Source organism: Rhodoferax sp. MLSD5-FHT05B10 (assembly GCF_058793415.1).
This window is the reverse complement of record NZ_JBXAFT010000001.1, coordinates 507,207-522,948: the sequence shown is the minus strand read 5'-3', so window position 1 is coordinate 522,948 and position 15,742 is coordinate 507,207. Positions and strand designations below refer to the sequence as shown.

At 64.9% G+C, this 15,742-nt stretch carries 12 protein-coding genes; 11 read left to right on the top strand and 1 reads right to left on the bottom strand.

The window, feature by feature from the left end; genetic code table 11:
* The 11 genes from AC1Q5W_RS02485 to AC1Q5W_RS02435 are packed head-to-tail and all read left to right on the top strand — an operon-like array spanning position 1 to position 13,514.
* Entirely contained in the window at positions 1 to 1,776 is a 1,776-nt protein-coding gene (locus AC1Q5W_RS02485) for an ATP-binding cassette domain-containing protein (RefSeq protein WP_021249550.1), read from the top strand.
* Positions 1,773 to 2,942 carry an ABC transporter permease gene (locus tag AC1Q5W_RS02480; protein ID WP_492643047.1) on the top strand — a complete coding sequence of 390 codons (1,170 nt, stop codon included), beginning with the start codon at positions 1,773 to 1,775 and terminating at the stop codon, positions 2,940 to 2,942. The genes AC1Q5W_RS02485 and AC1Q5W_RS02480 overlap by 4 nt, the downstream gene beginning before the upstream one ends.
* Before the next feature lie 4 nt (positions 2,943 to 2,946).
* Complete coding sequence (locus AC1Q5W_RS02475) at positions 2,947 to 4,065, top strand: ABC transporter permease (RefSeq protein WP_028840145.1); 1,119 nt, start codon at positions 2,947 to 2,949, stop codon at positions 4,063 to 4,065.
* Positions 4,062 to 5,600 (top strand): efflux transporter outer membrane subunit, encoded by a 1,539-nt coding sequence (locus AC1Q5W_RS02470; protein ID WP_028840144.1) that lies wholly within the window; start codon positions 4,062 to 4,064, stop codon positions 5,598 to 5,600. Before AC1Q5W_RS02475 ends, AC1Q5W_RS02470 begins: the two co-directional genes overlap by 4 nt.
* A 20-nt stretch (positions 5,601 to 5,620) precedes the next feature.
* On the top strand, positions 5,621 to 5,830 hold the full coding sequence (locus tag AC1Q5W_RS02465) for a YgaP family membrane protein (protein ID WP_017244801.1): 210 nt from the start codon (positions 5,621 to 5,623) through the stop codon (positions 5,828 to 5,830).
* Between the two features lie 7 nt (positions 5,831 to 5,837).
* The gene (locus AC1Q5W_RS02460; RefSeq protein WP_028840143.1) at positions 5,838 to 7,250 is read left to right on the top strand and encodes an MBL fold metallo-hydrolase RNA specificity domain-containing protein; all 1,413 of its coding nucleotides are present in this window, start codon (positions 5,838 to 5,840) and stop codon (positions 7,248 to 7,250) included.
* Positions 7,247 to 8,113, top strand: a complete 867-nt coding sequence (locus tag AC1Q5W_RS02455; RefSeq protein WP_226466837.1) for an LOG family protein — start codon at positions 7,247 to 7,249, stop codon at positions 8,111 to 8,113. Before AC1Q5W_RS02460 ends, AC1Q5W_RS02455 begins: the two co-directional genes overlap by 4 nt.
* Before the next feature lie 5 nt (positions 8,114 to 8,118).
* Positions 8,119 to 9,312, top strand: a complete 1,194-nt coding sequence (locus AC1Q5W_RS02450; RefSeq protein ID WP_226466839.1) for a lipid A deacylase LpxR family protein — start codon at positions 8,119 to 8,121, stop codon at positions 9,310 to 9,312.
* 50 nt (positions 9,313 to 9,362) lie between these two features.
* A complete protein-coding gene (locus AC1Q5W_RS02445) occupies positions 9,363 to 9,836 on the top strand; it encodes a cytochrome c (protein ID WP_319005940.1) in 474 nt (157 codons plus the stop codon).
* A 54-nt stretch (positions 9,837 to 9,890) separates the two neighbouring features.
* On the top strand, positions 9,891 to 11,099 hold the full coding sequence (locus AC1Q5W_RS02440) for an acetate/propionate family kinase (RefSeq protein WP_492643046.1): 1,209 nt from the start codon (positions 9,891 to 9,893) through the stop codon (positions 11,097 to 11,099).
* Positions 11,100 to 11,141: 42 nt separating this feature from the next.
* Positions 11,142 to 13,514 (top strand): phosphoketolase family protein, encoded by a 2,373-nt coding sequence (locus AC1Q5W_RS02435; RefSeq protein WP_492643045.1) that lies wholly within the window; start codon positions 11,142 to 11,144, stop codon positions 13,512 to 13,514.
* 100 nt (positions 13,515 to 13,614) lie between these two features.
* On the opposite strand, the gene AC1Q5W_RS02430 is transcribed toward AC1Q5W_RS02435, so the two are convergent.
* Positions 13,615 to 15,621: a relaxase/mobilization nuclease domain-containing protein gene (locus AC1Q5W_RS02430; protein WP_492643044.1), complete on the bottom strand. Its 2,007-nt coding sequence runs from the start codon at positions 15,619 to 15,621 to the stop codon at positions 13,615 to 13,617.
* Positions 15,622 to 15,742 lie beyond the last annotated feature (121 nt).

The following is a 15,742-nucleotide window of genomic DNA, read 5'->3' as shown; positions in this document are numbered from 1 at the left end:
ATGCAGGCGAACACGGCCATGGCCACCACGCCTACAAGCGCCAGCGCCGATAACGCCGCCGTCGTCATCGAAGGCCTGAACAAGCATTTTGGCGACGTAAAGGCCCTGCGGAGCTTGAGCGCACGCATCCACTATGGGCGGCTGACGGGACTGGTCGGCCCCGATGGCGCCGGTAAGACGACGCTGATGCGGATTCTGACCGGGCTCCTGGTGCCCAATGCTGGCCGTGTCACTCTGGCCGGCTTCGACGTGGTCAAGGACAACGACGCGATCCACGTCGCCAGCGGCTACATGCCGCAGCGCTTCGGCCTGTACGAAGACCTGTCGGTGATGGAGAACATGCGGCTGTATGCGCAGTTGCGCGGCATGGATGCGGATCGCAACGCCGCGCTGTTCGCCGAATTGCTGGATTTCACGCGCCTCGCGCCCTTCACCAAGCGCCTGGCCGGCAAGCTCTCCGGCGGCATGAAACAAAAGCTCGGCCTTGCCTGTGCGCTCATGGCGCGACCCAAGGTGCTGCTGCTGGACGAGCCTGGAGTCGGGGTGGACCCGGTCAGCCGCCAGGATTTGTGGCGCATGGTGCAGGCCCTGACCGATGAGGGCATGGCGGTGGTCTGGTCCACCGCCTATCTGGACGAGGCCGAGCGTTGCGAAAGCGTGCTTCTGCTCAACGAAGGCCAGTTGCTCTTCGACGGCCCACCGCAAGAGCTGACCGCGCAGCTCAAAGGCCGGAGCTTCCGTCTCGAAGATGTCGGCACCGAACGCCGAGCAGTCCTGACGAAAGTCCTGGATTTGCCCAGCGTCAGCGATGGTGTGATTCAGGGCGCTGGTGTCCGCGTGGTGCTGCGCGAGGGCGCGACCGTGCAGGACGTACAACAGCTGGCGGATCAGGCCCAAGTGCGCCTGGCCCAAGTGCCGGCCCGCTTCGAAGACGCCTTCATCGATCTTCTCGGCGGCGGCCCCGGCGGTACATCGCAGCTCGCCGAGCGCCTGTCGCCGGTCGAGCTGGGTTCCGACATTGCGGTGTCTTGCCGCAATCTCACCAAGCGCTTCGGCGAATTCACGGCCACCGACAACGTCAGCTTCGAAGTGCAAAAGGGTGAAATCTTCGGCCTGCTTGGGCCCAATGGCGCCGGCAAATCCACTACCTTCAAGATGCTGTGCGGCCTGCTCAAGCCCACTGCGGGCGAGGCGCAAGTGGTGGGGCACGATCTGCGCCGCGCCACCGGCGCAGCCAAGAGCCGACTCGGCTACATGGCGCAGAAGTTCTCACTCTACGGCCTGCTTTCGGTGCGGCAGAACCTGGAATTTTCGGCCGGCGTCTACGGGCTGGAAGGTGAAACCCGGCGCGAACGCATCGAGGAAATGATCGCCACCTTTGATCTGGGCGGCTGGCTGTCCTCGACACCCGATTCCCTGCCGCTGGGGCACAAGCAACGCTTGGCATTGGCCTGCTCGCTGATGCACAGGCCCCCGGTGCTGTTTCTGGACGAACCCACTTCAGGGGTAGATCCCATCACCCGGCGCGAATTCTGGACCCACATCAACGGCCTGGCGCGAAAGGGCGTGACCATCATGGTCACCACCCACTTCATGGACGAGGCCGAGTATTGCGACCGCGTGGCCATGCTGTCGCGCGCGCGCCTGATTGCGCTGGACACGCCCGACGCACTCAAGCGGATCGCCATCAGTTCGGAACGTCCTGATCCGACCATGGAGGATGCCTTCATTCATCTGGTGGAGTCCGCCGAACGTGAAATGGAGGTCGCCAAATGAGCGTCGCTGCACCTCACAAAGATGCGGATAGCACCGCGCAGGCTGATTTGCGCCGTTTCGACCTGCGGCGCCTCATCGCTCTGGTCACCAAGGAAAGCTACCAGGCGCTGCGCGATCCCTCGACGCTGCTGATTGCGTTCGTGCTGCCTGTGGTGTTGCTGCTGCTGTTCGCGTATGCGGTGTCGCTGGATGCGAAGAATGTCCGTGTCGGCGTGGTGCTGGAGTCGCCCGGCGCTGCGGCGCAAGAGCTTGCGGCGGCCTTTGCCGGTACGCGCTTCCTGGATGCCTATTTCGCCCATGACCGGCGCGAAGTGGCCGATCAACTGATCTCCGGCGACCTGCGCGGCTACGTGGTGATCCCGCAGGACTTCGAGCAGCGCCTGGCGCAGCGTGGCAGCGAACCGCTGGTGCAGATCATCACCGACGGCTCCTACCCCAACACCGCGAACTACGTCGAGAACTATGCGCGCGGCGTGGTCCAGACCTGGCGCGCCGGGCTCGATGTCGCGGCGCCGCCGCAGGCCGTAGTGCTGGAGCCGCGCTACTGGTTCAACCCTGAGCTGGAAAGCCGTCAAGCGCTGATTCCCGGAGCCATCGCCATCGTCATGACCATCATCGGCACCATGCTAACGGCGCTGGTGGTGGCGCGCGAATGGGAGCGCGGAACCATGGAGGCGGTGCTGTCCACACCGGCCTCGGTGGCCGAAATCCTGATCGGCAAGCTGCTGCCGTACTTCGTGCTCGGCATGCTGTCCACGCTTGGCGCCGCGGCGCTGGCGGTGTTCGTGTTCGGCGTGCCGATGCGGGGCTCGCTGGCAGCGCTGCTGCTGCTGTCGGCGGTGTTCATGGTGCCGGCGCTGGGCCAGGGTCTGCTGATCTCGTCACTGGCGCGCAACCAGTTCCTGGCGGCGCAGATCGCGCTGTTCTCGGGCTTCCTGCCGGCTTTCATGCTGTCGGGCTTCCTGTACGAGATCGACGCGATGCCCGCACCGATCCGGGCCATCACCCGGGCGGTTCCGGCGCGCTACTTCGTCGATTCGCTCAAGACAGTGTTCCTGGCCGGCGACATCTGGGCCGTCTTCCTGCCCAACCTGGCGGCCATGGCGGCGATCGGTGCGCTGTTCTTCGTGATCGCCAAGCGCGCCACGCGCAAAAACCTGGAGTGAACCGATGTTCTTCGCTGCATTCTCGTTCACCCGCCTGCGCGCCCAGTTCATCAAGGAAGTGCTCAGCGTGCTGCGCGACCCGCGCAGCCGCATGGTGGTGTTCGCGCCGCCCATCCTGCAACTGCTGGTCTTCGCCTTTGCCGCGACGCTGGAGGTGCGCAACGTCGACATTGCCGTCTACAACCAGGACGCCGGGCGTTGGTCACACGAACTGGTGCAGCGCCTCGACAGTGCCCGCTTCATCACCCACGTCCGGCATGTCGACAGCCAGCTGCAGCTGCACGAACTGATCGACCGCGGCGAGGTGATCGCCGCGCTCGCTATTCCCGTCGATTTCTCGCGCGCCATCGCCGCCGGTGACAGCGGCCGCGCGCAGGTGCTGGTCGATGGCCGGCGCAGCAACTCGGGCCAAATCACTGTGGCCTATCTGTCCACTATCGCTGCTGAGGTCGGCGCTGAGGTCGTGCCCGACGCGCAAGCGCCGACGCCGGTCGTCGTGCGCCACTGGTTCAATCCGAACCTGGTCTATCGCTGGTACATCGTGCCCGGCCTCACGGGCATCCTGGCGCTGTTCAGTTCGTTGATGATCACCTCGTTATCGATAGCGCGCGAACGCGAGCTCGGCACCTTCGACCAGTTGCTGGTGTCGCCCACCTCGACGCCGGAAATCATCATTTCCAAGTCCCTGCCGGCGCTGGCCATCGGCACGCTACTGGGCCTGTTCATGATCAGCGCGGGCGTCTTCCTGTTCGGCATCCCGTTCACGGGCTCGTTCGCGCTGCTGCTTGCCAGCCTGGTGCTGTTCATCGCCTCAGTGGTTGGCATCGGCCTGATGATTTCCGCCGTCAGCATGACCCAGCAGCAGGCCATCCTGGGCGCGTTCGCCGTCGGTATTCCGGCGGTGCTGATGTCCGGCTTTGCCACGCCTGTGGAAAACATGCCCGTCGTCCTGCAATGGCTGGCTCAGGCCATTCCGCTGACCCACTTCCTGATCATCGTCGAAGGCAGCTTTCTCAAGGCCATGCCGACCGGTGACATTCTCGCCAGCCTGTGGCCGCTGGCGGTCATCTCCCTCGCCACGTTGACCATGGCCACCGTATTCGTCCGAGGACGCCTGCAATGAAATCCAAGACCCGCACACCCTTTCTTCGCGCAACCGCCACCGGCCTGACCCCTGGGCGCGTACGTCCCCTCGCGCTGGCACTGTCCTGCGTGCTGCTGACTGCCTGCGCAACCGTGGGCCCCGACTACCGCGAGCCACCGCCGGTCGACATCGGCAGCGGCTGGACTCTGCCGTTGGCAAGCGCATCCCAATCCGCAGACTTAAGCCAATGGTGGTCTGCACTGGATGATCCCGTCCTCGATCGCCTGATGGTCACGGCGCTGGCACAGAACCTGGATCTGCGCCAGGCTGCGGCACGCATCGATGAGGCGCGCGCCCTGCGCGATCGTGTGGCCGGCGAAGCATTGCCCACCGCCGCCGCTGGCGCGAGCGTCAACCGGCGCCGTCAAAGCGAGAACGGCCCTTTGCCCGTAGGCTCCATCCCCGGTCTTGACGCCACGCAGACCATCTACGACGCGGGCTTCGACGCGGCCTGGGAGGCCGACTTGTTCGGGGCCAAGCGGCGCGCCCTGGAAGGCGCCAGCGCCCGCCTGCAGGCGACCGAAGCCGAGGCACAGGGCGTACGCATGCGCATCGTGGCCGAGGTCGCGCGCACCTGGTTCAACGCCGTCGGCGCCCGCTATGAGTTGCACGCACAACAGGCCACGCTGGACACGCTGCAGCAGACTTGGGAGTTGGTGCGCCTGCGGCATGCGCTGGGCGACGCGTCGGCCGCCGATGTAGAGGCAGCGTACGCCCAATGGACGGCAGTCAACGCGCTCATCCCGGATATCGAGGCGCGCCAGCGCGCCGCGGTGCTCAGCCTGGGCGTGCTGCTGGGCGCACCGCCGGAGCGGGAGTTGGCACTGCTTGATGGCCCCTTGGCGCCGAGCACGCTGCGGGCGCTGCCGGTGGGCGAGCGCGCCGACATGCTGCGCCGACGCCCCGACGTGCTGGCCGCAGAACGACGCCTGGCGGCAAGTTCCGCCGACATCGGCGTGGCCACGGCCGAGCTGTTTCCCAAACTCTCCATCGGTGTGGGTGGCGGGTTCCAAGCGCTCAGTACGGGCGATTGGTTCGATGCCTCCAGTGCGCGCTTCTCCATCCTGCCGCTGATTTCCTGGCGCCTGTTCGACGGCGGCCGCGTGCGAGCCGAAATTCGGGCACGCGAGGCCGCCGAGCGCCAGGCCGCGCTGGCCTATGAGCAGGCCGTGTTAGCGGCGCTGGGCGACGCCGAACGCGCGCTGGTCGACTACCACGGCGGGCTGGATACTTTGGCGCGCCGCGGCATGTCACTGGATGCGGCGCGCACCAGCTACGGCCACGCCAGGACGCGCTACGCGGCAGGCGACATCGCGCTGGTCGAACTGCTGGCCGCCCAGCGCAGCCTGCACGAGGCCGAAACCGCAGCCGCGCGGGCACATACCAACGCCGCCGTGCAATTGGTGGCGCTGTACAAGGCCCTTGGTGGTGGCTGGGACGTATCCACGGCGGCACCGACCGCAACCCATTCGCTTCGTGGCGCTACCGCCCCCCTCGCGTTTTCAAGCCGTTGACTCAACACAAGGAGACCGTCATGCAAATCAACGTCGGAAGTCTCGACCGCATTGTCCGCATCGTCGTCGGACTGGTTCTGCTCAGCCTCCCGCTGTGGCTGGATTCATCCTGGCGTTGGCTGGGACTCATCGGAATCATGCCCCTCATCACCGGCCTGGCTGGCCGCTGTCCGGGCTACCGTCTGCTTGGCCTGAGCACTTGCCCGATACAAAAGAAAAAACCGGAGTGAGCATCCCATGAAACTGCATTTTCTGGGCGCTGCGCGCGAAGTCACCGGGTCGTGTTTCTTGGTGGAAGGGCTCAACGTACGCTTCCTGGTGGATTGCGGCATGGTTCAGGGCGGCCGCACGGCGGCGGCCCGCAACCATGAGCCATTCCCGTTCGACCCGGCGTCGATTGATTTCGTGCTCCTGACCCATGCCCATATCGACCATAGTGGGCTATTGCCAAAACTCACGCGCGCCGGGTTCAAGGGGGCCATCTACGCCACTCCCGCCACGGTTGATCTGCTGGGCGTGATGCTGCCCGACAGTGCCCACATCCAGGAGAGCGATGCAAAACGCAATGCGCAGCGACTCCGCGGAAAGGACGCACTGCCGCCTCTGTATACGCTGCAGGATGCCAGCGACTGCTTGCAGCAGGTGCGAGGCATCGAATACGACCGGGAGTTCGCGCCCCGCGTCGGGGTGCGCGCCCGTTTCCGCGATGCCGGGCACATTCTTGGGTCGGCCATCATCGAGGTCTGGGTCACCGAATATGGCTACCCGACAAAGCTCGTTTTCAGTGGCGACCTCGGCCAACCGGCGCGCCCGATACTGCGCGACCCGACAACCATCGAGGACGCCGACATCCTCGTCATCGAGTCCACCTACGGCAACCGCCAGCACAAGGATTTCTCGGCGACCGAAGAGGAAATGATCGGCATCGTCGAAAAGACATTGTTCGAACGCGGCGGCAATGTCATCGTGCCGGCCTTCGCGGTCGGCCGAACCCAGGAAATCCTTTATCACCTGCACCGACTCACCTGCGAGGGGCGGCTGCGGCAACCGAAGGTATTCGTCGATTCGCCAATGGCCACGCAGGCCACGCGCATCACGCGAGAACATCTCGAATTGTTCGACGAACAGGCGAAACGGTTGGCAGGATGGCACGCGCGCGGCGAGAACCTCCCATACCTGAGTTTCACAGCGAGCGCTGAGGAGTCCATGGCGCTGAACCGGATCCGCTCCGGGGCCATCATCATTTCTGCCAGCGGCATGTGCGATGCGGGGCGTATCCGGCACCACCTGCGCCACAACTTGCCGCGCCGGGAATGCAGCATCTTGTTTCCCGGTTTTCAGGCGCAGGGGACGCTTGGTCGGCGCCTGATCGAGGGTGCCGAACGTGTACGCATCTTCGGTGAGGACATCCCGGTACGTGCGGCGATCCACAGCGTGGACGGCCTCTCCGCGCATGCCGACCAGAAGGCGTTGCTGGATTGGGCTCGGGGTTTTGTTCAACCCCCGGCGCAAACCTTCGTGGTGCATGGGGAACTGTCCGCCGCGCAGGCCTTCGCCGAACTCTTGCAACAGCAACTCGGCTGGCAGGTTACGGTGCCCGAATATGGTCATGTGCTGCGCTGGCCGGATTTTCTGGCGGTCGAGCGATGACCCCGTCGGCAAATCCTGACGAGCGCCTGCGCGCCATCCTCGATTCACCCACTTACCGCCTCGCATACGAGGACATCGACTTGCTTGGCCAGGAAGAACTGCGGCCATTGCGGCTGCAGCTCGAACTGCTCAAGCCCGAACGCATCCTGCACGAACAAGGGATCCATTCGACGGTGGTGGTCTTCGGCAGTGCCCGCGTAAGCGACGCCGAAACCGCGGCTGCGCGCCGCGACACGCTGGAGCGACAGACACGCGCCGCGCCGTCCGATGCCAAGCTGGCGCGGGAACTCGCCCAGGCCCGACGCCGGGTGGATCAAGCGCGCCACTATGAGCAGGCGCGACGCTTCGCAAGCCTGATCTCGGCACGATTTCAGCAGCAGAACCGCCGTGACTTCGTCGTCGTCACTGGCGGCGGGCCGGGCATCATGGAGGCGGCCAACCGTGGTGCCTTCGAGGCTGGCGCACGCTCGATCGGCCTCAACATCACGCTGCCGCACGAACAAGCGCCGAACCCTTATATGTGTCCGGAGCTGGCGTTCCGGTTTCACTATTTCGCGGTGCGCAAGATGCATTTCCTGCTGCACGCAAAAGGTTTGGTGGCCTTCCCCGGCGGCTATGGAACGCTTGATGAGCTGTTCGAGGTGCTGACCTTGATCCAGTCCGGCAAGATGAAGCGGATTCCGGTGATTCTTGCGGGGCGCGCATTCTGGCGCCGCGCCGTCGATTTTGATCTTCTGCTCGACGAAGGCTATGTATCACCATCGGATCTCGACTTGTTCACCTGCGTGGACGAAGCCGAGGAAATCATCGACGCCCTCGAACGCTTTTACGTCGATCGGGCAGTGGATGGCGGGCCAGCGTGATGCGGATGGGCAAGCAGAATGCGCGCCTGCGCGGCACCAAGACGCCGCGGCCGATATGGGCCGCCACCGCGTTGCTGCTTGTCGGCGCGGCGCTCGGTTCCAACGCTGCCCGCAGCGCGGAACTCCCGCTCTCGATTGATCTTTCCCACTGTCCGCCCGAGCAATCCCTGCGCTGGAGGGGCGGGACCTTGCGCCTGGAGAACGATTTGTTCACCGGCACCGACCGCAACTACACCAATGGGGTGGCGTTGACCTTGGTGTCGCGCGATCTGCAAGGTGCGCTCCGCCCGGAGTGCCTGCCCCGGCCGATCGGTTGGTACGCCCGTTTCATCGGTTGGGCTGATCCCGAGTTCTGGCGAGACTCCGGCGCCCAGGCATCGTCGCAAAACCTTGTCGTTCGCTTTGGCCAGTCTATGTACACACCCGAGGACAAGACGCGTACCGATCTGATTGCCGACGATCGGCCGTACGCTGGCCTGCTCTACCTGGGCCTGGCGTGGAATCGCCGAATCCACCCACAGGCTGCCAGCTATGAAATGCTGGACGTACGCGAACTAACCCTGGGCGTGATCGGCCCCTGGTCGCTGGCAGAGAAGTCGCAGGATCTGGTGCATCGGGTGCGTGGCATCGAGCGATTTCGCGGCTGGGACAACCAGTTGCGCAACGAGCCTGCGTTCCAGATGGCCATGGAGCGCAAGTTCAAGTCGTACACGGAGGGTGCCGTCCAGCCAGGATGGGACAGCGACGTGATCGGCAGCTATGCCCTGCGGATCGGAAACATTGAAACCGCGGCCAGCACCGGCTTGGAATGGCGGGCCGGCTGGAACATTCCGAACGACTTCGGCAGCTATCCAATCCGCCCTGGCGCGGAAAACCGGCCACCTTCAGCGGTTGCCGATTTGCGCACGACAACACCGCAATCGGCCTTGGCGCCCAAACCTGGCGCGCATGTCTTCCTGAACCTCGAGGCCAAGGCGGTCGCCTGGGACTTCTCGCTCGACGGAAACCTGTTTCGCCACAGTCACCACGTCAGCCGTCGGCCCTGGGTCGTTCAGGCGGCCATCGGCATCAGCAGCCAATGGATTGTTGCCGGGCACGGCGTGCGGCTTGCAGTCATGCGCGTCTGGAGAACCCGCGAGTTCGACCAGCAGATCGGCCGCCACGCCTTCGGATCGATTGCCCTGAGCATCGAATTTTGAGCATGCCAGCCACCATCAGCCCGTTTGCAAAACATTCATCAACGACCCCCATGGAGAATCCCGTGAGCCACCCCTTGAACACCCGCTCGCTTTTCACAGTCGCCTTGTCCGTGGCCTTGGCCATTACCGCAACAGGACTTGGCGCACAGTCCGTAGAGGCCACGAAACCAATGGCACTGCGCACCGTCATGGAGAAGCTTGGCCGTGACATGCAAGCCGTCACTGGCGCGATTTCCAAGGAAGAATGGGCGCTGGTCGCCGAGTTGGCGCCAAAAATCGCCAAGCACGCCGAACCGCCCCTTTCGGAAAAGATGCGCATCCTCGGCTGGCTTGGCACTGACGCTGGAAAGTTTCGAGACTTCGATGGCCACGTCCACGACGCCGCGACCGCCATGGGGGATGCCGCGAAGCGGGGCGATGGCCAGGCCGTGATTACAGCGTTTTCCAAAACGCAGCAAAACTGCCTGGCCTGCCACCAAAGCTTCCGGCAATCGTTCGTGGAGCAGTTCTATGGGAAACGCTGATAGATATTGGTCCGAGGCCAGTTCGCATATGCCATCACGATCAAAATCATCACGATGAGCACCCCGCAGCCGAGCCTCATCCTGGTTCTCAACTGCGGCTCATCGAGCATCAAGTTCGCCTTGTTCGATGCGCAGGCAGACCCGTTGCCGCGCAAGCCACTGTGGCAGGGCAAAGTGCAAGGAATAGCCGGTCCTGCACCTGAGTACAGCGACAGCGTGACTGCGACGCAGCTCATCAACCTGGATCACGAACATCCTCACACTGCCGCCCTCGCGTTGATTCAAGCACGCGTCGCGGCCCGACTTGACGGCTGCCACATCGTGGCTATTGCACACCGTGTCGTCCATGGTGGCTGCAGGTACTTCGAACCCACCGTGGTGACCGCCGACACCATCGCGAACCTGCGAGCCTTGATCCCTCTGGCGCCGCTGCACCAACCCTTTCCTCTGAAGGCCATGAGCCTGTTGTTCCAGCAGTGGCCTGGAGTTCTTCAAGTGGCGTGCTTTGATACGGCGTTTCACCGGACGATGCCGAAGGTGGAGCAGATCCTGCCGCTACCGTATTCGGCCTGGGAACGTGGTCTGCGCCGCTACGGTTTCCACGGGCTTTCGTACGACTACATGAGCCACACTCTGCCCGAGCGCCATGGTGATCTGGCACGAGGCCGCACCATTGTTGCGCACCTCGGCAGCGGGGCCAGCTTGTGCGCTATGCAGAACCTGGAAAGCGTCGCCACCACGATGGGCTTTTCCGCGCTCGACGGCCTGATGATGGGCACCCGCACGGGCTCGCTCGATCCCGGCGCTTTGCTCTACTTGATGGAGGTCGAAAGACTTTCGCTGGAAGAAGTGGGCAGCACGCTCTACAACCAGTCCGGCCTGCTCGGTGTTTCCGGGATTTCGGCCGAACCGCGCGTGGTGGTGAAGCACGAGAATGATCCCGGTGAGGCTGGCGAACGCGCCCGCATCGCGCTGGCGCTCTACGTGCGCCGTATCGTGCGCGAGATCGGCGCGCTGACCGCAGTCCTGGGCGGCCTGGATCTGCTCGTGTTCACTGCCGGTGTCGGTGAGCACAACGCCTTCGTGCGCGAGCGCGTCTGCCGCGACCTGGCCTTCCTCGGCATCAAGCTCGATGCCGATGCCAACACCATTAATGCCCCCGTCATCTCCACCACTGGCAGCCGCGTGCGTGTCGCGTTGGAGCCCACCAACGAGGAATGGATCGCAGCACGCTGTACGCAGAAACTCATGATCGCCGGGTGATGTCCCACGCAGGGTTCATCGGCACCAAAGAAGGACAATCGTATGACCACCGGTTCCATCATTCGCCAGCGCTGGTTTGCCGGCCACGGCCCCATCGTCCATCACGAGGAGACCGTCGCACGTGTAGATGCATTGGTAGCCGGTTTGATCGCCGATGGCCGCGTTGCCGATGAGGCGACGGCCTACACCTTCCTTGCTGCCGCCGACCGCTTGGGTTGCGTGGCAATGAACGTGGTCGCGCACATGACCTATGCGAAGCGCATTGACCTGTCCGGCGCGCTGCTGGCTGAGGAGGACTTCAAGCTGACGCCAGAAGGCCACACCGGTGGCTCGCTGAACATGGTGCAGGCCTTCGTCGGCTACCTGCTCGCCAACGCGCTCACCGGCAGCACGCGCGGCTGGATCATGGGCCAAGGCCACTGCGTCGCCGCCATCGAAGCCGTCAATGCGCTCACCGGCGACATCTCGCCCGCGCAGCGGGGCCGTTACGACCGCAGTGAGGAAGGCCTGTCGCGCCTGTGCGCTGATTTCTATTCCTATGCCATCAATGCGCAGGGCCTCCCGGCTGTGCCGCTGGGCAGCCATGCCGGCCCCAACACTGCCGGCGCCGTGTCCGAAGGCGGCCACCTCGGCTTTGCCGAACTGCAGTACATCCACATGCCGCTGCCTGGCGAATCGCTGGTTGCCTTTCTCAGCGACGGTGCCTTCGAGGAACAGCGCGGCCCGGACTGGGCACCACGCTGGTGGCGCGCGCAGGACAGCGGCTTCGCCGTGCCGGTGATGATTCTCAATGGCCGCCGCATCGAGCAGCGTACTCAGATCATGCAAGAAGGCGGTGCGCAATGGCTGGCTGAAGACGTGCGCCACAACGGCTTTGATCCAGTGATCGTCGATGGTCGCGACCCGTCCGCGATCGTCTGGGCGATCATCAAAGCCGAGGACACGCTGCATGCCTTCGCCGCCGATCCGGATCGGCGCTATCCGGCGCCTCTGCCTTACGTGATCGCCGAGACCGAGAAGGGCTTCGGCTTTCCCGGTGCAGGCAGCAATGCCGCGCACAACCTGCCGCTGAGCGGCAATCCACACACCGATGCCGCCATGCGCGGGCTGTTCAACGAGAGCGCGGCGGCGCTGTTCGTTCCGCCTGTTGAACTCAACGCCGCACTCGACGCCTTCGCGTGCCATGCCGCCCAACAACGTCCGCTGGAGAGCGCGAATCCGATGGCGCATCGCCATCCCGCCGCGCCCAAACTGCCCGAGCCATGCTGGGAGACACCAGGCAGCGAAGGCAGTGCAATGACGGCTCTGGATCAGTGGTTTGTCGAATTCGCCAAGGCCAATCCCGATATGCGCATGCGTATCGGCAACCCTGACGAATTGGCCAGCAACAAAATGGGCGGCACGTTGGCGCTGCTCAAGCACCGCGTCAACGAGCCCGAAGCCGGTGTGCCTGAGGATTTGCACGGCGCCATCATCACCGCGCTCAACGAGGAAGCTGTGGCTGCGGCAGCACTCGGCAACAAAGGCGGACTGAATCTGGTCGTCAGCTACGAGGCCTTCGCGGTCAAGATGCTTGGCCTGATACGGCAGGAAATCATCTTCGCCCGCCACCAGCGTCAGGCCGGCCGGCCAGCCGACTGGCTGTCGGTGCCGCTTATCGTCACCTCGCACACTTGGGAGAATGCGAAGAACGAACAGTCGCACCAAGATCCGACCATCGGTGAAGCCCTGCTGGGCGAAATGTCTGACACCTCGCGCGTGCTGTTCCCGGTGGATGGCAATACCGCCGTCGCCGCACTGCGTGACGTCTATGCTGGACGCGGCCAGCTTGCTTGCCTGATCGTCTCCAAGCGCGACGTGGAGAATCGCTTCGACGCCGAATCGGCGCAACGTCTGATCAGTGACGGCGCAGCCCATCTGATAGGCAATCCCGCCAATGCCGAGGTGCAACTCATCGCGCTGGGCGCCTACCAGTTGGACGAGGCAATCAAGGCACAGCAGCACCTTGCTGAGCTGGGCAAGTGCGCCTGTGTCACCGTCGTCCTGGAACCCGGCCGCCTGCGTATTCCACGCGATGCCATCGAAGCTGAATTCGTCGATGACGACGTAACCGTTAGCACACTGTTCCCATCGGGCCTGCCGCGCGTGATTGTCACGCACACTCGCCCGGAACCCATGCTTGGCATTCTGCGCCGCATTGACAGTGGCCCCGCCAAGACTCGCGCCCTTGGCTACATCAGCCGCGGCGGTACCTTCGATGTCCCTGGCATGCTGTTCGCCAACCGCTGCACCTGGGCACATGTGGTGGATGCAGCAGCGACCGTGGCCGCTTGGAGTCGCGAGGTGCTGCTCGACCGCGCACAGCGCGCTGCTGTCGATGGCACCGGTGATCCAAATGATTTGCTGAGCCCGTGAGTCGGACACGCGAGCGCTGTGCCAGTCACGAAGTGCGCCGACAGCGTTATCCGGCAATATGTCTCCGAGATGTCGCGGTGATCTTTCTCTTGGGGTAGATTCAGCCGATCGACATCCCCCGTCCACGCCGCCCTACATCCCACGACACACCGGCACCCCGGATCGTCGCGGCGATCTGCTGTCCCAGTCGTTGCTCGATCACTGGCTTCCACGGCACCAAACTGAACCCCATGCCGTCATCGAGCATGGCGTAGCGCCCGCTGGCGAGCATGACGGAGCGCCGGTAGATACCGGCCACGCGCTGCCCATCGGCCACCGGGCGATGCTCTAGGCCGGTGTCGGCGGCAATGTCCTTCGCGGCCTGCGCCAGCTCTCGGCTGCGCAGCGTGCCTAACAGGTTGCGTGCAAGGATCACGCGCTGGCCGCGCCGCTCGGCCAGACCCTGTTCGGCCAGGAAGTCGGCCCGCTTTTGCAGCGCATCCTTGACCTCGCTGCCAAAGCCCAGGTCACCCAGGCCCGAGCCGCCGCCGATCAACTGCTGGTCGAGCCAGGTGGCCCCGATCACGTGGGCCTGCCGTTCGATGGGTAGGTGCGATTTCAGCTCCACCGCCACGCCGCCCAGGCGCTGCGCGTCGTAGCGGCGGCCTTGCTCGGGTAGGTCGTCCGGCACCTTCCACAGCCCCTCGGCCACGCGCTCCACGATGCCGGCCCGGCGCAGGGCTTCCAGCCTGCGGACGTGGGCCGCGACGACTTCCCGCGGATCGCGGTCGGGCACGGCCCGACCTTGCTCAATCGCCAGGTGATGGTCGGTGCGGTACAGGCCATCGCTCGCCAGCGCAGCGATGTTGCTGTCGGCCGCGCGCACGTCGGCCGAGCCCTTCACCTCCACCACGGCGCCGGTCGGGTAGTTCGCCAGCTCGTCATGGGCGTTGAGCGCGACGTAGTGGGCCTTGCCGTCCACCCCGTCGATGACCAGATAGCCCCGGTCGCGCAGCTCGTCGGCCAGCCCCTTCGCGGCCACGCGGCCGAGAATGGTGTGGCCGCTTCCGTGGGCATTCGGGCCAGGCTCGAACACCGCCAGCTCGCGCGGCTCGCCGCGCATGGCCCGCTGCATGGTACGGATGATGTCGCCACGCTCGCCCAGGGCGCGCAGGGTTTTTTCCGCATCGGCATGGACAGCCCAGGTACCGGGCTGCATTTCGTCGGCCAGGCCCAGGCGCTGCAAGCGTTGCAGGCGGCCGATCAGCAACAGGCGCTGGCGTTGCAGCCGCGGTTCGTTGAAGCGTTCGATCTGCACTCGGCCGTCCTCGCCGGCCTCGCGTTGCAGGGTGCGATCCAGGCTCGTCCACCGCTCTTGTTCCACCTCGCGCTGCAAGGTCTGCTGGATTTCGAGCTCCGTGCGTGGCCCCAGCCATTCGGTCGCCAGCTCAGCAGCGCGATGGCGGAAGCCATCGGCGATGTAGTCGCCCGCGATGATGAGGTCTTTGCCGGTGTCGTCGCGCCCACGCACGACGATGTGCGTGTGCGGGTTGTCGGTGTTCCAGTGGTTGACGGCTACCCAATCGAGGCCCGTGCCCAGGTCGGCCTCCATGCGACCCATGAGGTGCCGCGTATAGGTGCGCAGGTCTTCCAGCTCCGCGCCATCCTCAGGCGAGAGGACGAAGCGGAAGTGGTGCCGGTCGTCGGCGCAGCCCTCCGTGAAGGCGTCGAGGTCGGCAGCATCGGTCTGTGGCCCGTAGGCTTGGCCAGGCTCGCCATCGCGGCCTACGCCATCGCGCTCGATGTAGCGAAGGTGCTTGGCGAGCGACTGCGGGCTGGCCTGGCGCTGATTGACCAGCAGCGTCTTGATGGTTACGCGCCGCGACATGGGAGTGAGCTTCGCGCCCGCGAAGCGCGCCGCCGTGTGGCCGCGCCCGAGGCGCGAGCCGGGCCGCTGGCCGGAGTGCTGTCCGTTGCCGCCAGTGCGAGGACGGCGCATCGCCGATTTGCCGCCGCTGGCCTTGCCCGCCTGCTTGAGCACCTTCGAGACGAAGCCCTGGCCCCGGTTCTTCGGGGCCTTTGGAGGGTTCGGGCGGATACGGAAATCGTCGTCTCGGCGGTCACTCATGGCTGTGCTCCCTGCAAGCTCTGGCGTGTCCGGTCGTGCAAAGCACGCGGACACACCCGCATTGGCGCGGGCCTCGCGCCACAAGCGGCACGGCGGCGAAGCCGCTGTGTGCCGCGCCACC